Below are 20267 nucleotides of genomic sequence, written 5' to 3'. Positions count from 1 at the left end.
ATGAAAGGTAAGTGTTTAATGACCAATGGTAGAATAATAAACTCAATTGCAGGAACCTATACTGTATTAATAGATAATAACACTATAGTGTGTAAGCCAAGGGGGAGACTGCGTTTAAAAGGAAGTTCACCAGTAACAGGTGACTTGGTCGAAATAACAATTGAGTCAGATGGTTCGGGGGTTATTGAACGAATATTACCACGCACTAATTTGTTAATTAGGCCAACCATTGCTAATACGGATCAAATAATAGTAGTGGTTGCCCCAAATCCAAAACCTAACTTTCTGCTTATAGATAAAATACTTACAGCAGCAGAAAACCATGAGTTAAAGTGTATAGTTGTTGTAAACAAAACAGATTTAGCTGATGATGCAAAAGAGTATTTAAGATATTACAAAAACACTAAATACCCAACTTTTGCAGTATCAGTGCATAATAGTGAAGGCTTAAATGAGCTAGAAGAAGTGTGTAAAGGTCATATAAGTGTATTAGCAGGTCAATCGGGTGTTGGTAAATCATCAATTATAAATTACTTTTGTCCTAACCTAAATTTAATCACTCAAGAAATAAATAGCAAAAAGGGTTTTGGCAGGCATACAACAAGAACAGTAAGTCTATTAACTCTACCCGGGGGGGGTTTATTAGCAGATACCCCAGGGTTTAATAGATTTGATATGAGTGATATAGCTAGTAATAGATTAGCAGCTCATTTTCCAGAAATGATAGATTTTTTAGGACAATGCAAGTATAAAGGTTGTTTGCATGAAAAAGAACCTGGCTGTGCTGTGAAACAAGCCTTACAAGATGAGATAATACATCCACAACGCTACAATAATTACCTTACAATACTTGCTGAGCTTAAAGAAAATGAAAAGGGGAAGTACTCATGACTTTAATATCACCATCTTTATTGGCTGCAAACTTTGCAGATTTAAAGAGCGACCTAACTAAAATAGAAGAACACGCTGATTGGTTGCATCTTGATATAATGGATGGCTGTTTTGTGCCAAATATAAGCTATGGATTACCAGTGGTAAAGGCTGTAAAGAAAATTACAAAGTTACCATTAGATGCCCACTTAATGATTCAAAACCCCGATATCTATCTTCAAGAATTTGCAAACGCAGGGGTAGATTTAATAACAGTACATGCAGAGGTTTGTAATCATTTACACAGAACAGTAAGCCAAATAAAAAAGTTAGGTTGTAAGGCAGGAGTAGCACTAAATCCTCATACTGACCCTAGCTGTTTAAACTACTTGCTAGATGATTTAGATATGGTTTTAGTAATGAGTGTTAATCCTGGGTTTGGAGGGCAAACATTTATTGAAAGCTCAATTAATAAAATTAAAGCTATAAAAAAAATGATAGATATTAATAATGCCTCTAATAAGCCCATAATTGCTGTTGACGGAGGAATAAATCAAAATAACATAGCAAAAGTTGCAAAAGCTGGTGTGGACTATTTTGTAGCTGGTTCAGCAGTTTTTAAAGCTAAAAATCCTGCCCAAGCCATAATTGAGTTAAAGGATAAATGCAATAACACAAGAAGTACAATTAGCATATAGATTTAGCCTAAGTTCAAACATAATTAAAAATAAGAACGCAATAATGGCGTTCTTATTTTTATCTAAACAGTAATTAGGTTTCCTTATTACACAATGAAGATAATTTTAGTAGTTATTTAGATAGATAACGGAATATTTTAGATTATTATAAACAAAATTTCTTTATAGGTTTATCATATTAGTTTACATGGTATAATAATAATATAAAAAAATAATAGAGACCACGGCCTCTATTATTTAGTCAGTATGTAAATGTTGGTAATACGTTAGCTGGTTGTTAAACTCTTAATGCTAAACTACTTATTAGGCTTATAAAAGATTCTAACAATTTTACTAAGTATTGAAGGTAATTTTATGGCTACAATACGCATAATCATACTCCTTTAATATCTAATTAACACAAGTCCACAGAATATCAAAATTATGCCGATGAGAAAAAACCAGGCCCACGCTGGCACGTTAAAGAATATTAAACAACCGCCAACTACAACCATGACAATACCTAAAAATGTAGGAGGCCTATAGCGGTAATTCCATTTAAAATCAAAAAATTTGAACGTAATTACACCTCCTAAATATGTACTGCTGTATTATATGAAGTAGGAGATTGTCTTGTGTAAATTATTTAGGAAAATTATGTAGCAATTTTTTGCTAACGAATAAGTTCTGTTTTTAGGCTGCTTTGATTTTAAAAATTTAAAATTAAAAAGAGCGCTAAACGCTCTTGTTTAAAGACTATATTTAATTATATAGCACGTGTAACCTTACCAGATTTAATACACTTTGTGCAAACATTCTTGCGAACTCTGCTACCATTTTCAACAACACGAATGTTTTGAATGTTAGCATTCCAAACTCTTCTGGTGTGTCGATTAGAATGGCTCACATTATTACCAGTAGTAGGACCTTTACCACATATATCACAACGTCTGGACATGTAAAATGTACCTCCTTTTTTGAGTCAAAGTTAATCTTTATAATGAACGCACACCATTATACATTAAAAGCTATTGTTTTGCAACGTTAAATAGTATAATATAGTACATACGTACCTATATTTAGGGGGTAATAATGTGTCAAAAATAATTGTACAAAATGATTTGGGAAATATTGTAGTTAGTGACGAAGTAATAGCACAACTTAGTGGCAATGCTGCGGTTGAAAGCTATGGTATTGTAGGCATGTGTTCACGCAGTAAACTAAAAGACAGCATAGTAGAGCTGTTAGGAAGTGATAACATCTCTAGAGGAGTAGAAGTACACTCACAAGGTGATGCAGTAGATATTGACTTATACGTAATTGTTGCGTATGGTATTAGAGTATCTGAAGTTGCTCATAACATAATGAGTAAAGTTAAATACATCATCGAAAGCATAGTTGGAATTGAAGTTAATAGTGTCAATATCAACGTTGAAGGTGTTCGTGATAAGTAGCGGGGAGTGGAAACTATGATTGACTTAAAAAGAGTGGACTGTACCCAATTTATTAATATGTGGGTTACAGCATGCCAAAACTTAAAAGATAACATCGAAATTGTTAATAGCTTGAATGTATTTCCTGTACCAGATGGAGATACTGGAACAAACATGTACTTAACCTTACAGTCAGCTGTAGGTTATATGAGCCATGAAGATAAGAAGCTGGGTGATGTTGCCATGAAGGTTTCAAAAGGATCTTTAATGGGTGCTAGAGGAAACTCAGGCGTAATTTTATCTCAAATATTACGTGGTATTGGCGAGTCACTAGCAAATAATCATGAAATGGATGCAGATGCTTTAGCAGCAGCACTTAATAATGGTGTTAAAACTGCTTATAAAGCTGTTATGCGTCCGGTAGAAGGTACTATACTTACTGTTATAAAAGACGCTGCTAAACAAGCAGATATTTCAGCAGCAGAAAACAAGAATGTTATAGCCGTACTAGAAGCAGTAATTAATGCTGCTACAGAATCCTTAAAAAGAACACCAGATTTACTACCAGTACTTAAAAAAGCAGGTGTAGTAGATGCTGGAGGTAAAGGATTGCTAGTTATTTTAGAAGGCTGGTACCAAGCCTTAACAGGAACTACCATAGATATTTCTGATGTACTAGATAAGCCAGCTCAACCTGTTCAAATTAGCTGGGAAAGCGATGAAGAGAGCAGTTTTGGTTATTGCACAGAGTTTTTTATTAAAACTAATGAGAATAACGTACCTGCATTAATTGCTAGATTTGAAAAATATGGTGACTCTTTAGTTGTAGTTGGTAGTGATGATATAGTTAAAATTCATATACATACTATGCATCCTGGTACAATACTAGAGATTGCTTTGCGTTACGGTGCTTTAACAAAAATTAAAATTGAAAATATGACAGAGCAACACACTCATATTTTAGTTAAAGAAGAAGAAATTGAAGCAGTAAAACATCCTAAAAAGAATGTTGCTGTAATTGCTGTTAGTGTTGGTGAAGGTTTATCTGAGATCTTTACAAGTATGGGCGTTGATCACATTATACATGGTGGTCAAACAATGAACCCTAGTACAGAAGATTTAGTTAAAGCAATAGAGTCACTTAATGCACATAATGTAATTGTTTTACCAAATAATTCCAATATAATTTTAACAGCAATGCAAACAAAAGATATAGTAGATTGTAATGTTTTTGTTGTACCAAGTAAATCTATACCACAAGGATTTGCTTCACTAATGGCCTATGATCAAGATACTACTGATGTTGAATTAACAACTGAAAATATGATTGATAATATGCAGTATGTAGACAGTGGTGAAGTTACTTATGCCACCAGAGAATTTGAAGCAGAGTGTGGCGAAATAACAAAAGGTGATATTATTGGTATTACAAATGGTAACATAATAGCTGTAAACAATAGTCCAAGATCAGTGCTATTTCAAATGTTAACAGCTATGGTTACTGATGATTCAGAAGTAATATCTATTTTTACGGGGGAAGATATAGCCTCAGAAGAAATAGAAACATTAACAGATGATATTAGTTCTAAATACCCAGATATAGAAGTAGAAGTGCATTTTGGTGGTCAGCCATTGTACTACTATTTTTTATCAGTTGAATAATTGAAAAATTAACCTAATTAACATAAATATATAAACTGTGGAATACTGCTAATAATATAGGTAACTGTCTTTTATACTTGGTTTAATTACCAGCATAAGCACCCCAAAATCGTCTAATAATAATGACACCAAACAAAAGGAGGTGCTTAGTATGGCAAAAGGAAGTAATAGTCATGTAGTACCTGGCGCATACAAAGCAATGGAACAATTCAAGTATGAGATCGCTAATGAATTAGGTATTCAAGGTGGTATCCAAAACGGTTATTGGGGTAATTTATCATCTCGCGATTGTGGTTCTGTAGGCGGAGAAATGGTTCGTAGAATGATTGAAATCGCTGAACAACAATTGTCTGGAACAAAAGGTGGAAGCACTTACTAAGAATTAAATAATACATGATCAGTACAAGGACGAGCGAAAGCTCGTCCTTATAATATTTAAAGATGAATTAAAATTCCAACAATAAATTGTAGATTGATACTTTTAATCTATAGCCAGTCCTTTTTTTTAAATAAAATAATTTTTATTTAAAAAAAAGAACTGGCGCTATGTATTAACCATTCGCCAGTTAAATTGGGAGAGGAGAAACCGGAGGAAGAGTAATGGGGAAAATTATTAACGTAATACTAATATGTACAAAAGCAAACTGTTTTATACCCTATAACAGGTACAGATAGTTACATTCAAAGTAAAATAATAACCAGCTAACAAAACATATTGATGTAATTAGCTGATTGTGATAGTATTCTCATATATTGTAATTATGAAAGATAAGGTAATAACATGGTAATGATATTTATGTGTATAGGTTGGTTTTTTAGAAAAATTTTTATGAACTTTATTGACTATGGTGAGCATGGAGCTTTTCCCCTTGTAGGCTCAAAAAAACTTGAACATTATCAAGAGAATAAAGAAAATTTAATAGGAGCTTCTCTGCTAGTGGTTAGCACATACAATTTTCATGATTTAAGTTTAATAGAAAAACAACTTTTAGCTACTATAATTATAATTGTGTTTTCAATATTAATAATTTTAATTAATATTAAAGTATATAAAAACTCTAATAAAGATAAAAAAGCAATAATTTTTAAAGACACGTGTTTATATATAGCTTTATTTACATTTGCGGTACTGATTGTAGTGCAGAGTATGATTACAAGTTTAAACAATGTGCATTTACTGAATGTTATGGTACAATAAATTTTAAATAAAAAACTAATACTATCATGGCAATAGTTTTTTACTAAATAAGTAAGTGAGTGAACAGCATGAGAATAATTGGTGGCAAAGCCAAAGGGCATGGCTTAGCTATGGTAAAAAGTAAAGGAACAAGACCAACTTCGGATAGAGTTAAAGAATCTATGTTTAATATCTTACATAATGATTTAACTGGCTTTAAAGTTCTAGATTTATTTGCAGGTGTTGGTAATATTGGTTTAGAGTCCTTAAGCCGAGGAGCAGCGAGTGTAACTTTTGTAGACATGAGTCAAGAATGTATTAAAATTATAAAACGAAATTTAGAACATACTAAACTTAATAATGGAAAGATAAAAATAATTAAAAGTGACTTCAAAAAGGTACTTAAAAATAGTACAGAGCAATATGATTTTATCTTTTTAGATCCACCCTATGCTACAAATTATGCAGGTATTGCACTGGAGCTAATTCGGAGTTATAATTTATTGGCAAACGAAGGTATAGTGGTTGTAGAACACGATAAACACACTACCTTTAATAACTGGGAACCATATAGACAAAAAAAATATGGTCAAACATATTTATCTTTTTTTTGCAATGAAGGAGAACAAAAATGAGAATCGCAGTGTATCCTGGAAGCTTCGACCCATTAACTAATGGACATTTAGATGTAATAATAAGAGCTTCTAAACAATTCGATAAACTTATTGTATCGGTTGTAAGAAACCCATCAAAAAACCCTCTATTTAGTGAGGAAGAGCGTGCTGAAATAATTGAACATGCTACGAAAGATTTACCTAATGTAGAAGTAGATTATTTTGATGGTTTATTAACAGATTATGTTGAGAGTAAAGGTGCTAATACCATAATAAAAGGTTTACGTGCCATGGCAGATTTTGAGTATGAGTTTCAAATGGCTTTAATGAATCGACAGCTAAATCCGGACATAGAAACCATGTTTTTAATGACTCATAGTAAGTATGCCTATTTAAGTTCAAGTATGGTTAAAGAGGTATTTATGCTTGGTGGAGACATATCCGAATTAGTTATTCCATATGTTAAAAATAAACTAAAAGAGAAGTTCCAAAATGCCTAATAAAAGTTTTGTTAGAAATTAAAAATGTATAACAAAGCGAAATGTGAAAAGATATCTAAATACTCAAGATACTGATAGAGGTTCAGAAGTATTTAAGCTTATTGATAAAATTTTATTTTCTTACCATAGTTGGTGGTATAATATGGACTATCTATGAGAATAAAGATTTCACTTTGTTATTGTTTTTCATAAATACAATAGTTAATGTTACTGTTAACACTTATATAGTTAAAAATAAAGTTGAATTATAATTATAATAAAAACTATCTTAGTGATGTATAGCATATGTCACTAAGATAGTGTAATAATTGAGTAAAATTGCAAAATAGTTAACAATAAAAAGCCTGTATAAGTTTTAAAAATAAATGTAGTGACTGTGTTTTTGTGCCATTTAATATTTATAATTAACAACACATACTTGTTATAAAACTAAATTTCATAACCTATATCATTAAATCAGTTGACCTTTTTCATCAGTCATACCATTAATACAAAACTCACCATTACAATAACCTTTACCATTTATCTGTATTTCTATTTTATAAACCCCTGCATATAGCCTTTTAGTAGTCATTTTTTTAAACAAATGCCTTTTACTAATTTTAAGTGTTTCATTGTGTTTAAGATTTGCATTTTAATTTTAAAAACCTTTTGAGAGCTTTTGGTAGTTGGTGTAGGGTAGGTGATTTTATAATCAATAATTAAGTTTTCGTTATTATTAGCCTTAATATCAAACTTAAACTCTAAATAATCTCCTAGTTTTAAGTTAGTATTATTAATTTTTATAGGGCTGACCTCTATATGAGCGTTAGGTGAATAACCCAAAAACTTAAGTGTATTTAAATGACCTTTTTTAACACACGTTCTTAAAGAATGATTAATAATATACTGCATTTCTTTATCATTTTGTTTACCAGAGTTTTGCCACCTTTTTAAAGTCTGTAACACAAAATCTGGGTCTAGTTTACTTATATCATTTAAATGATTGGCTACCGAGCGGGTTACATAACGTTTGTTGTCATAAAATAAGTTATCTAGCACTGTAGCACCCTTTTTATAATCAAAATTAATGGCCATTGCCCAAGGTAATTTAGGTCTTAAACCTTCGCTAGCTAATCTACGTTGGTGATAACTATCACTTAAAGACCATTGTTTCATGCTATTAAATGCTGTATCAGGAAACTCATTTATAAATCTACGTATGGCAAACTCACTCGAAAAATACGGAGTGAATTCACCCAAAGCATGTAGTGATTTTTTTAAGTGTTGCTTAGTGCAGCCATTAACTCTAACATAATTAGTATAAGCTGAATAAGTAAAGTTAGTTGCTTCAGTAATATGGTTTAAAGAGTTTAATAAGATAGTAAGGGCTTCATTATAATCACTGGGTAAATATCGCTCTAAGGCCTCACGCATATAAATCATACGATCCTTCAATTCTCTACTACTAAACCCTTGTAAACATTCCACTAAAAACTGTTTTCCTTGAAAGCTTGGGTACACACTAGTAATGCTATCTATAACTAAACCTACAGTTCTTTCATTAAAATAATTGTCTTTAAGTAAAACCTGTTTCTCTGCCATAAGAAGTACCTCATCATAAATTGCTTTGTATTTAGTATATATTACAAAGTAAAACAAAACAAGTGTTTGTACTAGGAATGGTCAGAAATATACATTACCATTAAAGCGAAAAGTAACAGGCCAAAATATATAATAATTGTATCTTGATTACGCTCTATAAAACTTGCTCTATGTTTTCGATAAATATTATAAATATTGCTACTAATTTTTAATGAAACACTACGGTTAATTAAAAATGCACTTGTTAAAACTAAGCAATTATAAATAGCTAAAAAAAGAAAAATAGATAACTGATCTGGTATTCCTAAAATAAAGAACTTTAAGATAATAGCGATACAAATAACTGAGTTTAAAACAGTAAAGAGGGTTCTAAATCTTTTATTATTATGTTTTAAAATTGTTTCAATTTTTGTATATGCTTGTCTTGCATCTTCACTATTCTCATTGCAAGTTAAAATAAGCCTGCCTTTTAATAACTCTAAGTCAATATTTATTTGTAATGATGAAATTTTAAATTTTCTTATGTAGTCTATGTTACTTGATTTAAAATCCTGTAGAGATTTTAGGGGCGCTTCGTTAACTGATATAGAAACATTTCCATAAGATTCTAGTATTTTATAGATAGTTTCTATGCTGTGGTAATATAAATCACAGTAAAATACTTTTTGATTTTTATCTATTTTCATTGTTTTCTCCCCAAATAAACTTTAGATTTAAATATACCATAAATAAAGTCTTTAAATTATCTATTTTATTAATATTTGTAAATTATGCTATAAATAAAAAGCCGAATATTGAAAAGCGTAATCAAAAAAGGTTTCCTCATAAGAGAAAACCTAATATTTTATTCTTAATCTAGCTTTTTTTTGAGAATATAGCTAATAGGTATTCTAAATAGCTGAGTAATAAACCCAATTACCAACAAAGCAAAACACATTATAGACCAAACCTTAACCCCAAATATTAAGGTGTTACCCACGCTAAAGTTTGCTGGTAGTTTAAAGAACCCTGCACCTGTTTCCATAATGGGGTTTCGTAGTAACAAAAACCAAGTAAATATACCAGCTAAAAATGCCTGCCATATTCTTGCTATTATATAGGGTTTTATATTAATATCTGTATCATGAATAATTGCCGCCACCTGAGCATGAACGCTAAAACCACTCCAGGCAACAATAACACCAGTAATAATTAACTGTTGAGTGATTGGAGCAATTGCCGTACTACATAGCTTAGTTCCCAAAGATATTTCAAAAATACCACTTGCAGTTGCTTGAGATAAATTAGTAGATATTCCAAAGGTGGCTAGCATAGTGCTTAACACGTGTTTTATCGGATTTAACATGCCTGAAACAGTGGCAATTTTAATAATTACAGAAAAAAATATCATAAAGCCACCAATCATAAGCAGAGAGTTAACAGAACCCTTTACAGCATCTCCTAGTAACTCACCAATTGGTCTGCCATCTTTAGCTCTGGCTTTAGTTAATGACTGCACGGCTCTTGTTAAAAAGAACTTATTAGTATTTGCTTTACGTTGTGTTTTTGGGGCCTTGGGTTTATAAAAACGCATAGTAAAACCAACAGCTAAAGCCGAGCAATAATGAGTCAAAGCAATTAAAGCACCCAGCTTTACATCATGAAAAAAACCCACTGCAACAGCCCCAAACATGAATAAGGGGTCAGCTGTATTTGCCATACTTATCAATCTCTCTGCCTCTGTTTTATTAATAATGTTTTTACGCCTTAATTTTGCTGTTAAAATAGCACCAATAGGGTAACCAGAGGCTAAACCCATTGCTAATACAAAAGAGCCTTCACCAGGTACATTAAAGAGAGGACGCATTAAAGGCTCTAATAAGCTTCCCATAAAGTTTACTACTCCCAAACCCATTAATAGCTCTGAACCAATAAAAAAAGGCAGCAAAGCAGGAAAAACAACATTCCACCAAATAGCAAGCCCGTCTTGGGCTGCCTCAAAGGCAGATTCAGGGAACAAAATCATTGAAATTGTTAGTGTAATACCTGCAAGAGCTAGGAGATAAGTATTAAACTTAGATCGTTTCATGTAATCTTCAATCCTTTCCCAAGACGGTCATGCTATATCTATACGTAAGTTATAGAGTGAAAAATGACTAAAAAAAGAAAATAAATGACGTCTAGAAGTAAATTATAAAAATTTCAAAAATTAAAGAAGCCTCACGAACATTAGTACTAAGAGTATTAATGGGCTTCTTTTATGAATATTCTTTCTTGGTAGCTTTTATGACGTATAACGGTGTTCTAAATAAGTTGGTATATACAAAAAAGTATATAAATGGTATAGTGCAAAAGATAGAGGAGATAAATTTAGTATTTATCTAGTATTTTTTTGGGAGGGATATATGTGAAAAGATCATTATTTATTATTTCATTAATTCTAGTAATATTTTCTGTTTTAGGATTAAAGAATTATCGAATAAAAGATGATGACATGGTATTTTATGAAAGCCATATAGTTAAAAAGATATGTGTTCAGAATTGTAATTTTTCCAAAAAATCATATAATAAATACTCATTAATAACAGTACCTATAGAAGAAGACTTAGGAGACTTTATTTTAAATGGAGAACATTTATATTATTTCACCCATAAAGCTATAGCAATGAGTAATGATTTAGAATCTTCTTCTTTAGTAAGATATACGTTTGCAAATAATAAAACAGAAAAAATATTAAGTATTAATAAAGATAGACCTTTTTATATAAATGAATTGGTTTCAACAAGAGATAATTTAGTTTGTCAAGTTCTTTATCATAATGATAAAAGAGAATTTGTAAAGTTGGATATAGCTAAAAACTGTTTAACATCATTATATTCACCTTCTCATATAAATATTGCACCTTCGTTTTCACTAGATGCTTATGATAACTATTTAACATGGTATGAAGGAAAAGCTGTTAATGACAAAGAGGTTTGGAATTATAAAATATACAGCCTTAGTACTGATTCAATTAAAACAATAAAAAATGTATCAGTAAGTTCACCATACATGAATCCTAATATAAGAGACGGTAACATAGTTTATTTATTTAAAGAAAAAGAAAAATTTAAAGTATTAAAATACAACCTTAGAAATGACCAAACAATGACCATTTATATGCCTAAAGAAATAAAAAATATTCAAAATATCTGTGCTAATGACCATTATATAGCCTGGCATGATAAATTTCATGATTGTAATATTCATGTGTATGATATAAAGAAGAAAAAGCTAAATAAATTATCAATTAAACCTTTTCTATTTTCAATGGATCTAGTGAATAATCACTTAATTGTTAATGACGATAAAGATTTAGGTTTATTAGCAGTAAATTTAAAAAACTATGAGATAAAAAGAGTTGGCGATAAAGATTTAAATGAGGGAAACTTTGTCATGGGAGAAGTATGTGATAATAAATATATATCACTTTACACAAAATATGATGAAAATGAAATACCAGTTATGCAGGGATTTTTTGTGACTGAGTTTAAATAGGCAATACTGGTCTAAAATAACTGTCTCTTAATTTCTTTACATTGTTTGTTTATAAAAGTAGTATTAAAGCAGGAAGATAAGGAGGCGAGACTTAATGGAGTTTTCTTTAAAAAAGCTTAGTGCTAATGATGGCATTAAGATATACAACATGCTTCAAGACATAGCAAAAAACGAAAATGGTTTTATGAACACCATTAATGGTGTTTCTTATGATGTATATAAGAACTGGTTAATAAAAAAAGAACAAGAAGCATTATTAACAGAGTTAAAAAAGGGTTGGAAAGTACCATCAACTATATACTGGCTTTATATAAATGATATACCTGTTGGCATGGGTAAGTTACGTCATTTTTTAACCCCTAAACTCGAAGAAGAGGGCGGGCATATTGGTTATGCCATAAGAAAAAGCGAGCGTAATAAAGGTTATGGAACCGTTTTACTTAAACATTTGCTTAAAGAAGCTAAAAACATGAATATAGAGAAAGTACTAATTACTGTACAAAACCATAACAAACATTCTATTAAAATAGGGTTAAACAACAACGGCAAAATAGTAAAACAAAATGATATAAGAACCTATATTAGTATAGAAAGTTAACTAAAAAAACGCTCATAAACTCAATGAGTGTTTTTTGTATTTTAATTATGTAACTATTTTGAGCAATTTTAACATACATTTGCGGTAAATTTCATACTCATATCTACCACTAGGGGTAATACCAATAATAGTACGAGGAATTTTATTTACATAATCCTTATTTACTCTTACATAATTAGCTAGCTCTAGCTTAGCAATATGTGATGACATATTTCCTTTAGTTAAACCAGTTTCCTGCAATAAATAATTAAACTCAGCATTTTCAACTACATAAAGAATAGTCATAATTTTTAACCGAGCAGGCTCATTTATAATTTTATTAATATTAACATTTAATTTGCTAAAAAACTGATAATTTTTATCCATGATAATCTCCACAATTTAGTTTTGTAAGCAAACAAGTTTGCAGTACAGACCATAATTATTATATAGAAAATAAAAAAAAGAATCAAGATTAGTTCAGTAGTAAGGTGAGGGTTAATTTATAATGAGTACATTATATCGTAATTCATCGACTCATTTTTTGGTATAAAAAAGCTCGTTACAAACGAGCTATATGCTAAATTAACTTTTCCATGATAGTAACATCAACCCACTTGCCATCTAATTTACCTTGTTTTTCATAAGTTCCTACTTTTCTAAAACCAATAGCTTGGTATAATCCCTGTGCAAGCTCATTAAATTCAAAGGTACTTAATACAATTTTATGAAAATCATAAGCACGAGCTATGTCAATTATTCTATTTAATAAAATTTTACCTAAACCTTTACCTCTCATGGTGCGTTCAACATATACAGATAAGTCTGCTACACCATCATAACATTTTCTAGGATTAAAAATATTTAATGATGCCCATCCAACTACGGTATTATTTTCTGCAGTTACAACAATAACCTTGTGCTGTTCCTTTTTATTACGAAACCATTTTTTCATTTCTTCTGTAGTTCTATGGTGTGTTTCAAGCGTAGCTATTCGGTCATCAATGCCTTGATTATAAATAGTTTTAATTGCATGTATATCTTCACGTGTTGCTAATCGGGTTGTGTATCTCATTCTCAATCTCCTATTTTTGGCTATTGGTGAAGCAGTATTTTTATAACAACAAAATGTATATGTTTGTAATCAACAGTTATTTAATTACTGTTATTTTAATAGAATTTATTATTAAAATACCTACAAAATACAATTATACTCTGTCTGTAGTTTTAAGTATAAATATGAAACACACTTATTGCAATATTTCTAATAATTATTTTTAGTAAAGATAATGTTGTTATCATGATATAAAGTGAAAGCACTATTTGTGTATCATTTTACAAATGTTATGTTTCACGTATGAGAACTACATTATATATAGGGTTAAGTCTCCATAATTATTTGCTATTTATGTAGCCGACTCTATAATGTAAATAGTAATATACTTATTCAGCGGTTATCCTAAACCAATTAACTTTTTTTTATTAGTTGTTCGCAAACAGTAAGGGCGTCTTCTCCTTGTTTAATTAAGTAATCGGGAGATGTTCCAAACTCTTCATTACATGAGCCATCACTATTTAAGCCGTATAAAGCACTATAGGTAACTAAAACATGTGATTTTGGCATTTTAATAAGAACAGGGTCCATTAACCCTCCATCACCATTGGTTACTTCACCCACTAAAGTTGCAAATCCTGTATTTTTACAAAACATAACAAAGTTCTCTGAGGCAGAATAGTTTTTGGAGCTAGTTAAAACCCATATTTTACCTTTAAATGTATTTTTATTAGGCCTTGCCTCAACTGTTGAGGTTGTTTTAATGAAGTGAGTCATTTCTTTAACATCATCTTTATTTAACTCTGACATATTAGGTAGTTCACTAATTGGCTTAATTTTATCTGTGGTAAATCTGGTTTCTATAAATGGCTTTATAGTATCATTCATTTTAACTAAGGCATATCTATTAAAGGATAATTGCTTACTTATGTTTGGAGCTACTATTAACCGTTCCCAGTATAAATCACTACCCCCAGAATTATCTCTAATATCTATTATTAAATTATCATAGTCAACTATATCTTTATAAAATAATTCTAGTTTTTCACGGTCTAGTTTCTCATTAACAGATAAAAAACTATTAATTTTTAAATAGGCAGTTTTAGTCTCATTAGTATAGCCTATTGTAAGGTTTTCACGTTCTTGATTATTGTTACTTTTAGGTTTGTTTTCATTACTAGTGTATTTTTTCTTTAAATTTTTTGTGGTTCTAAATCTTTTTGAGTTTATGTCAAACATGCTATAGCTTTTAACAACATCATTGTCATAAAAGGTATTAATCCAAGGCTTCATAATCTTACTTAGCTCAGGATCATTTTTTGCTATTTGGTAGGCAGGTTTATATATTTTTTCGTGATATATTGGAGCAATAATAGCTAAATGACCAGTACCGCCAAAGTCTCTAATAGCATTTGTAAGATTTTTAAGGTAATCTATATCTGATTTACTTTTGATAACTTCAGTTTTGTTAAACTCATAAACCTCTTTAATATTTATTCCAGATCTTTCTGCAAAGCTCATAAAAGGGTAACTTTCGTTTAACTCATTCCATAAATACTCAAACTCTATAGCTTTGTCATCTTTAGTTAAGCCAATATAAGTGTTAGATGATGACTGTAAATAAAGTAAACCTCCGGCTACAAGGGTTACTACTAATGCTATAATTATTAATATTCTTTTCATGTTCTACCTCTCTAAATTGATTTAATCTATTCTAACATATACTTTTCTAATGCAATAGAAAGAATTAAAACCATTGCTATTTGTTGTTATAATGTATATAGCTATGTAAGATCTATTCTACATAAAAATTAATAAATTTTAGGGCAGTTATATAAGTAATATAATAAAGATACCTAAACTAAATAAGTGTAAAATAAAAGGTTAGACAAAGATTTTTAGTTCACATTAGTGGTACTCTTACAAAACTCAAGGTGAATTTTTAAGGGTGTTTTGCCTGTAACAATAAAACTCAACTAGCAGGTGAGTTAATTAAAAAAAGAAGTTATAGCTTAAAATGTTATTTATGTCTACAATAAAAACAGCAGATAAAGGAGTAGAATATATGAGTGATATAGAACTAGCTATAGCCAAACTACGTAAACAGAAAAACATAACTCAAGCTCAACTAGCAGAGCATTTAGGGGTTAGTTTTCAGGCAGTAAGTAAGTGGGAAAACGGTATGACTATGCCTGATATTACACTGTTACCTCACATTGCTAACTACTTTGAGGTATCAGTAGATCAGTTGCTTGGTCTACACCCCTTAAGCAACAACAAATATATTAGCCGTGATACCAACAAGGCAATACACTGGAATAATAAGCTGAAATATTTGCAACAAACAAGAGCCTTAATGTGGAACGATGATTATTTTGAGTTTTTAGTAACTAAAGTATGGCAATTAAACACACCTCTTAACGTAGTAGATTTTGGCTGTGGTTATGGCTTTTTAGCCGAAAAACTAATGCCTATACTACCTAAAGGAAGTACCTATACTGGTATAGATATAAGTGAGCAATTAATAAAGGTTGCAAAAAAACACTTTAGTAATAAATCCTACAAAACTAAGTTCATTCACAGCGATTTAAATCATTATAAATCCAAATTTAGATATGATTTAGCCATTTGTCAGGCAGTGTTACGACACCAGCCAAATGCCAAACAAATACTCCATAAAATGATTAATAGTGTAGTTAAGGGTGGTAGAGTTGTAACGATAGAAATAAACAGAAAACTCGAAGAGCTTGGTTTATACATTAATAATAATAGTTATGAAAAGAATGATTATTTAAATATAATGCAAAAAATATGGAACTATGAGTTAAATAATGATTATCGAGATTATTCAATAGGGTTTAAAATACCATTTTACATGCATGAGTTGGGATTAAAAAAAATAGATACAAGAGTAAATGATAAAGTTAACTTATTTAATAATGAAAATTTAAATTCTATAGAGATATTTACTGAGTCTTATGGTTGGCATAAAAAGATTAATAGTGAGCAAAAAAGTAAGTTAATAAAAATGCTTATGAGCAGAGGACTAACTAGGGCGGATATAGATAACTATATAACATACAATGATAAAAAAATAAACTATTTGAGAACTAACAATATACAGGTAGCTAGAGCAATGTGTTTATTAATTAGTACAGGCATTAAACCCAATTAATGAAAACTAGGGTAATAACCCTAGTTTTCAGTTTTTGCTAAACTCAAATAACTCTTCTACAGTAACCTTAAATACCTTAGCTATGTCCATAGCCAATTTAAGATAGGGGTTATACTTAGTGTTTTCTAAATTGCCAATGGTTTCACGATGTACCCCACCAGTCTGGCCAAGTCTCTTTGTTTTAAATTATGTTTTGCAAGATATACTTATAGTTTTGTTTTTAGTTCCATATTTACTCCAAAATTTGTTTTTCTTTATAATCTAAATATTTTAAGTTAATTGTAAAGGTTAAAATGAAAGCTACTGTAATAGCTGAAGTAACTTCTAACTGAGAAAGGTTGTTTGTATGAACAGAGATACTAGAGGTTGTGAAAAACGACCAATGTTAGTTTGTATTATGTAATAATGATAATCATTATTGAAAAATACTATAAAGAAGCTTATAATAGTATTAACTACACTTGTAGGAGTTGTTAAAATGCCTAGTATAATAAAAGACTCTTTTTACATTAATAAAATTGCAGAACTAGTTTTTGAAAATGAACACTATCAAACTTATAAAATATTGCCTCAATATGGTAGAGGTATTTTTACTATTCATAAAATAATACCTGGTTTAAACCTTGCTTATAATAATTTTTTTTTGAAAAACAAACTCGTTAATCAAGCAAAAGACTATCAGTGGTTTTCAGATTCTTTGCTTAAAATAAACTATTGTATAAAAGGAAAAATGTTTGCCTATAACAAGGCCGGTAGGGTGTGTATTTCTAATGGTGGTACCTCATCCTATTATTACGGAACAGAGAATATTTATGCTGTAGATCATTTTGAAAAGCATTATGAGAGCATCACTATTTTTGGGTACATGTCACAAATAATAAATACATTTACAGCTATTTTTAATATAAAAGAACAGGTTTTTATCGATTTCATTAATGAAATCAATGTGGGTAAGGAGTTTATGGTAATTAAAAGTAACTCTATTGTTATGAAATTAGTTAACGAAATTTATGAGTGTTGTAACAAAAATAACCCAGAAAATATCAAGCTTAAAACTATAGAGTTACTTTTTTACGAAATTAAAAATATTCAACGTAACAAAAATACAGTTGAGCAGTACTATAATAGAACTACTATAGACAAGGTTATGGGTATAGAGCAGTATTTAATAAACAATGTAGATAAAAAAATCACAGTAAACGATTTATGTAAAAAATTTAATATCACTTTAGATACCTTAAAGCGCTGTTTTAAACAAATGTATAATCAAAGTATTTATGCATATTTAAAAATGAAAAGAATGACTAAAGGTAAAGAATTACTTGAGCATAGTAACTTAAGTATAACCGAAATAGCCTTAAACTGTGGTTATAGTAATCACCATAGTTTTGGGAAAGCATTTAAACAAACCTATAAGATTCCCCCAAGAGAAATACGTAAAAAGGCATAGCTTTTTGCGTATTTTATTTTTTTATTAGGTATTTTTACTTAATGATTACTATTAAAATAAGCTTTTACTTAGCTACCGAATAACTTAATCACAAAATGGAACCCTATTGCACTTTTTGAGAACGAATATCAATTAGAAATATGCTAGTATTAAATAGTTAGGTGTGACTAACACTATGTATATGTACGGAGGATTAAGAGGTGTCAATATATATAAAGAAACGACTCCTTGGCTTAATAGTTGTGCTAATAGGAGTAACAATATTAACATTTATCTTTTCTAATATTTCTGAGGTTGATCCAGCTGAGGCCTATGCTATACGTAATATTTTAAATCCAACTGAAAGTCAAATAGCAGAAATACGTGAAGAAATGGGACTTAACTTACCAATTTATAAACAATACTTTAACTGGGTTTCACAGTGTTTAAAAGGCAATTTAGGGGTATCTTTAATAACTAAAAATGCAGTATCCAAAGACATAGCAGCTAAACTTCCTGCAACCTTAAAAATTGTGTTTATGGCGTTTGTTTGGATACTTGTGTTAACAATACCCGTTAGTATATTAGCTGCTGTTCATAAAAATAGCATATTCGACTTAATATCAAAGGCTTTTACCATTATAGGAATATCTGTTCCTAACTATTGGTTGGGGTTTATTTTTTTAATGACTTTTGCTGTTACTATACCATTATTTAAAATTGTAGACTATGGTAATTTCAAAAGTCTTATTCTTCCATCATTGACCCTAGCCATACCAATAGCTTCATCTTCTATTAGGCTATTTAGAGCAACTATTTTAGCTAATATAAATAAGGACTATGTAACATATGCCAAAGCACGAGGTGTTTCAAGGCAAAAAATAATTTGGAACCACATAGTAAAAAATTCTCTTCCACCTATGATAACAGTTTTTTGTCAGTATTTTGGCTATATGATTGCAGGCAGTGCAATCGTTGAAAGTGTATTTTCTTGGCCAGGTATAGGCACTCATTTAGTTAATGCCATTATGGGTAGGGATTTACCCACAATTAACGGATGTGTATTAGTTATAGCTGTTATATTTACTTTACTGAATCTTTTCGCTGATCTACTAAATATTACACTTAATCCAAAAATGATTAATGAGCAGGGAGATATTTAATGTTTACTAAAGTTCTTAAAAATAAACAAGCTGTTTTAGGCTTATTGATGATAATAACAGTTTTAATAATAGCTATTTTTGCTCCTTTAATAGCAGTTAATGATCCATTAGATATACAACCAGAACTTAAGTTTAAAAAAAGTCAGTCTCAGTTTCCATTGGGAACAGACCAACTAGGAAGATGTGTTTTCTCACGATTAGTTTATGGTGCTAGATACTCATTAGGTATAGCTATTCCAACCATTATAATAGTAGCTTGTTTAAGCTTAGTGTTAGCTACTTTTTCGGCTTATTATGGGGGTTTTATTGATAGGGTATTTTCTATAATTTCTGATATTTTTATGTCTTTTCCTCCTTTGCTTGTGGTTTTATCTTTAGTAGGTTCTTTAGGTCAAGGTGTTAAAAATATTGTAATTGCAGTAGTTTTTTCTATGTGGGTATGGTATGCAAAGGTGGTAAGAAGTTATGTGATTTTAGAAAAAAATAAGGGTTACGTAACTGCTGCTATAGTATCGGGTTGCAGTGATTTACAGGTGATAGTTAAGCATATTATTCCTAATATATTGCCATCACTAATTGTTTATTATAGTACCGGTATTGCTGGCATGATATTAATGGTTTCGGGGTTTTCATATTTAGGTCTAGGACTTGAAGCAGGAGTGCCAGAGTGGGGTGCAATGCTTAGCAAGGGAAAGTCTTATCTATATTCTTATCATAAATTAATACTGTATCCTGGATTATTTATCTTATTTACAGCAGGTGGTTTTAATATATTTGGTGAGGCCTTTAGAGATATAGTTTCACCTAAGGAGAGTTAACATGAACAATATTTTAG

General features: G+C 30.2%; 22 protein-coding genes and 1 pseudogene. 14 read left to right on the top strand and 9 right to left on the bottom strand.

Annotated elements, in window-relative coordinates; translation table 11 throughout:
- Window positions 1-891, top strand: a complete 891-nt coding sequence (gene rsgA, locus IMX26_RS05070) for a ribosome small subunit-dependent GTPase A (RefSeq protein ID WP_195160595.1) — start codon at window positions 1-3, stop codon at window positions 889-891.
- A complete protein-coding gene (gene rpe, locus IMX26_RS05065; protein ID WP_195160594.1) occupies window positions 888-1568 on the top strand; it encodes a ribulose-phosphate 3-epimerase in 681 nt (226 codons plus the stop codon). Before rsgA ends, rpe begins: the two co-directional genes overlap by 4 nt.
- 745 nt (window positions 1569-2313) lie before the next feature.
- On the opposite strand, the gene rpmB is transcribed toward rpe, so the two are convergent.
- The gene (gene rpmB / locus IMX26_RS05060) at window positions 2314-2505 is read right to left on the bottom strand and encodes a 50S ribosomal protein L28 (RefSeq protein WP_195160593.1); all 192 of its coding nucleotides are present in this window, start codon (window positions 2503-2505) and stop codon (window positions 2314-2316) included.
- 136 nt (window positions 2506-2641) lie between these two features.
- On the opposite strand from rpmB, the gene IMX26_RS05055 reads away from it, so the two are divergent.
- From IMX26_RS05055 to coaD, 6 genes are all read left to right on the top strand, one after another.
- Window positions 2642-3001, top strand: coding sequence for an Asp23/Gls24 family envelope stress response protein (locus IMX26_RS05055; RefSeq protein WP_207729321.1), 360 nt, complete (start codon window positions 2642-2644; stop codon window positions 2999-3001).
- Between the two features lie 15 nt (window positions 3002-3016).
- Window positions 3017-4642 (top strand): DAK2 domain-containing protein, encoded by a 1626-nt coding sequence (locus IMX26_RS05050; RefSeq protein WP_195160592.1) that lies wholly within the window; start codon window positions 3017-3019, stop codon window positions 4640-4642.
- A gap of 151 nt (window positions 4643-4793) precedes the next feature.
- Window positions 4794-5021 carry an alpha/beta-type small acid-soluble spore protein gene (locus IMX26_RS05045; RefSeq protein ID WP_195160591.1) on the top strand — a complete coding sequence of 76 codons (228 nt, stop codon included), beginning with the start codon at window positions 4794-4796 and terminating at the stop codon, window positions 5019-5021.
- A gap of 417 nt (window positions 5022-5438) precedes the next feature.
- Window positions 5439-5840, top strand: a complete 402-nt coding sequence (locus IMX26_RS05040; RefSeq protein ID WP_195160590.1) for a hypothetical protein — start codon at window positions 5439-5441, stop codon at window positions 5838-5840.
- 68 nt (window positions 5841-5908) lie between these two features.
- Entirely contained in the window at window positions 5909-6454 is a 546-nt protein-coding gene (rsmD, locus tag IMX26_RS05035) for a 16S rRNA (guanine(966)-N(2))-methyltransferase RsmD (RefSeq protein ID WP_195160589.1), read from the top strand.
- Entirely contained in the window at window positions 6451-6933 is a 483-nt protein-coding gene (gene coaD, locus IMX26_RS05030) for a pantetheine-phosphate adenylyltransferase (protein ID WP_195160588.1), read from the top strand. The genes rsmD and coaD overlap by 4 nt, the downstream gene beginning before the upstream one ends.
- 451 nt (window positions 6934-7384) lie before the next feature.
- On the opposite strand, the gene IMX26_RS18080 is transcribed toward coaD, so the two are convergent.
- The 4 genes from IMX26_RS18080 to ylbJ form a co-directional block, all read right to left on the bottom strand.
- Complete coding sequence (locus IMX26_RS18080; protein ID WP_279324888.1) at window positions 7385-7507, bottom strand: hypothetical protein; 123 nt, start codon at window positions 7505-7507, stop codon at window positions 7385-7387.
- Complete coding sequence (locus IMX26_RS05025; protein WP_195160587.1) at window positions 7504-8517, bottom strand: DNA alkylation repair protein; 1014 nt, start codon at window positions 8515-8517, stop codon at window positions 7504-7506. The genes IMX26_RS18080 and IMX26_RS05025 overlap by 4 nt, the downstream gene beginning before the upstream one ends.
- Before the next feature lie 71 nt (window positions 8518-8588).
- Window positions 8589-9203: a hypothetical protein gene (locus IMX26_RS05020; protein ID WP_195160586.1), complete on the bottom strand. Its 615-nt coding sequence runs from the start codon at window positions 9201-9203 to the stop codon at window positions 8589-8591.
- 164 nt (window positions 9204-9367) lie between these two features.
- On the bottom strand, window positions 9368-10585 hold the full coding sequence (gene ylbJ / locus IMX26_RS05015; RefSeq protein WP_195160585.1) for a sporulation integral membrane protein YlbJ: 1218 nt from the start codon (window positions 10583-10585) through the stop codon (window positions 9368-9370).
- Between the two features lie 318 nt (window positions 10586-10903).
- On the opposite strand from ylbJ, the gene IMX26_RS05010 reads away from it, so the two are divergent.
- Entirely contained in the window at window positions 10904-12034 is a 1131-nt protein-coding gene (locus tag IMX26_RS05010; protein WP_195160584.1) for a hypothetical protein, read from the top strand.
- A 94-nt stretch (window positions 12035-12128) separates the two neighbouring features.
- Window positions 12129-12632: a GNAT family N-acetyltransferase gene (locus IMX26_RS05005; RefSeq protein WP_195160583.1), complete on the top strand. Its 504-nt coding sequence runs from the start codon at window positions 12129-12131 to the stop codon at window positions 12630-12632.
- Between the two features lie 45 nt (window positions 12633-12677).
- Here the strand turns inward: IMX26_RS05005 and IMX26_RS05000 are convergent, their stop codons facing one another.
- The 3 genes from IMX26_RS05000 to IMX26_RS04990 all read right to left on the bottom strand — a co-directional run bounded on the left by IMX26_RS05000 (window position 12678) and on the right by IMX26_RS04990 (window position 15348).
- Window positions 12678-12998 (bottom strand): transcriptional regulator, encoded by a 321-nt coding sequence (locus IMX26_RS05000; RefSeq protein ID WP_195160582.1) that lies wholly within the window; start codon window positions 12996-12998, stop codon window positions 12678-12680.
- 193 nt (window positions 12999-13191) lie between these two features.
- The gene (locus IMX26_RS04995) at window positions 13192-13686 is read right to left on the bottom strand and encodes an arsinothricin resistance N-acetyltransferase ArsN1 family A (protein ID WP_195160581.1); all 495 of its coding nucleotides are present in this window, start codon (window positions 13684-13686) and stop codon (window positions 13192-13194) included.
- A 393-nt stretch (window positions 13687-14079) separates the two neighbouring features.
- Window positions 14080-15348, bottom strand: coding sequence for a S41 family peptidase (locus IMX26_RS04990; RefSeq protein WP_195160580.1), 1269 nt, complete (start codon window positions 15346-15348; stop codon window positions 14080-14082).
- A gap of 343 nt (window positions 15349-15691) precedes the next feature.
- On the opposite strand from IMX26_RS04990, the gene IMX26_RS04985 reads away from it, so the two are divergent.
- A complete protein-coding gene (locus IMX26_RS04985; RefSeq protein ID WP_195160579.1) occupies window positions 15692-16840 on the top strand; it encodes a methyltransferase domain-containing protein in 1149 nt (382 codons plus the stop codon).
- 27 nt (window positions 16841-16867) lie between these two features.
- Here the strand turns inward: IMX26_RS04985 and IMX26_RS04980 are convergent.
- Window positions 16868-17010 (bottom strand): annotated as a pseudogene (locus IMX26_RS04980) (helix-turn-helix domain-containing protein).
- A gap of 308 nt (window positions 17011-17318) precedes the next feature.
- Here IMX26_RS04980 and IMX26_RS04975 point away from each other — a divergent pair.
- From IMX26_RS04975 to IMX26_RS04965, 3 genes are all read left to right on the top strand, one after another.
- The gene (locus IMX26_RS04975; protein WP_195160578.1) at window positions 17319-18290 is read left to right on the top strand and encodes an AraC family transcriptional regulator; all 972 of its coding nucleotides are present in this window, start codon (window positions 17319-17321) and stop codon (window positions 18288-18290) included.
- 200 nt (window positions 18291-18490) lie between these two features.
- The gene (locus IMX26_RS04970) at window positions 18491-19432 is read left to right on the top strand and encodes an ABC transporter permease (protein WP_195160577.1); all 942 of its coding nucleotides are present in this window, start codon (window positions 18491-18493) and stop codon (window positions 19430-19432) included.
- Window positions 19432-20250 carry an ABC transporter permease subunit gene (locus IMX26_RS04965; RefSeq protein WP_195160576.1) on the top strand — a complete coding sequence of 273 codons (819 nt, stop codon included), beginning with the start codon at window positions 19432-19434 and terminating at the stop codon, window positions 20248-20250. The genes IMX26_RS04970 and IMX26_RS04965 overlap by 1 nt, the downstream gene beginning before the upstream one ends.
- Window positions 20251-20267: the final 17 nt, after the last annotated feature.

The organism is Clostridium sp. 'deep sea', assembly GCF_014931565.1.
Taxonomy (GTDB): Bacteria; Bacillota; UBA994; order PWPR01; family PWPR01.
This window is presented reverse-complemented; position numbering and strand designations above follow the sequence as displayed.

Bases quoted from the DNA above. Each gene is read 5' to 3' on its own strand.
- IMX26_RS05005 (WP_195160583.1), top strand. From the start codon at position 12,129: ATGGAGTTTTCTTTAAAAAAGCTTAGTGCTAATGATGGCATTAAGATA.
- IMX26_RS05020 (WP_195160586.1), bottom strand. From the start codon at position 9,203: ATGAAAATAGATAAAAATCAAAAAGTATTTTACTGTGATTTATATTAC.
- rpe (WP_195160594.1), top strand. From the start codon at position 888: ATGACTTTAATATCACCATCTTTATTGGCTGCAAACTTTGCAGATTTA.
- IMX26_RS04975 (WP_195160578.1), top strand. From the start codon at position 17,319: ATGCCTAGTATAATAAAAGACTCTTTTTACATTAATAAAATTGCAGAA.
- IMX26_RS04990 (WP_195160580.1), bottom strand. From the start codon at position 15,348: ATGAAAAGAATATTAATAATTATAGCATTAGTAGTAACCCTTGTAGCC.
- IMX26_RS05040 (WP_195160590.1), top strand. From the start codon at position 5,439: ATGTGTATAGGTTGGTTTTTTAGAAAAATTTTTATGAACTTTATTGAC.
- rpmB (WP_195160593.1), bottom strand. From the start codon at position 2,505: ATGTCCAGACGTTGTGATATATGTGGTAAAGGTCCTACTACTGGTAAT.
- IMX26_RS04985 (WP_195160579.1), top strand. From the start codon at position 15,692: ATGTCTACAATAAAAACAGCAGATAAAGGAGTAGAATATATGAGTGAT.
- ylbJ (WP_195160585.1), bottom strand. From the start codon at position 10,585: ATGAAACGATCTAAGTTTAATACTTATCTCCTAGCTCTTGCAGGTATT.
- IMX26_RS05045 (WP_195160591.1), top strand. From the start codon at position 4,794: ATGGCAAAAGGAAGTAATAGTCATGTAGTACCTGGCGCATACAAAGCA.
- IMX26_RS04995 (WP_195160581.1), bottom strand. From the start codon at position 13,686: ATGAGATACACAACCCGATTAGCAACACGTGAAGATATACATGCAATT.
- IMX26_RS05050 (WP_195160592.1), top strand. From the start codon at position 3,017: ATGATTGACTTAAAAAGAGTGGACTGTACCCAATTTATTAATATGTGG.
- coaD (WP_195160588.1), top strand. From the start codon at position 6,451: ATGAGAATCGCAGTGTATCCTGGAAGCTTCGACCCATTAACTAATGGA.
- IMX26_RS18080 (WP_279324888.1), bottom strand. From the start codon at position 7,507: ATGACTACTAAAAGGCTATATGCAGGGGTTTATAAAATAGAAATACAG.
- rsgA (WP_195160595.1), top strand. From the start codon at position 1: ATGAAAGGTAAGTGTTTAATGACCAATGGTAGAATAATAAACTCAATT.
- IMX26_RS04965 (WP_195160576.1), top strand. From the start codon at position 19,432: ATGTTTACTAAAGTTCTTAAAAATAAACAAGCTGTTTTAGGCTTATTG.
- IMX26_RS05000 (WP_195160582.1), bottom strand. From the start codon at position 12,998: ATGGATAAAAATTATCAGTTTTTTAGCAAATTAAATGTTAATATTAAT.
- rsmD (WP_195160589.1), top strand. From the start codon at position 5,909: ATGAGAATAATTGGTGGCAAAGCCAAAGGGCATGGCTTAGCTATGGTA.
- IMX26_RS05025 (WP_195160587.1), bottom strand. From the start codon at position 8,517: ATGGCAGAGAAACAGGTTTTACTTAAAGACAATTATTTTAATGAAAGA.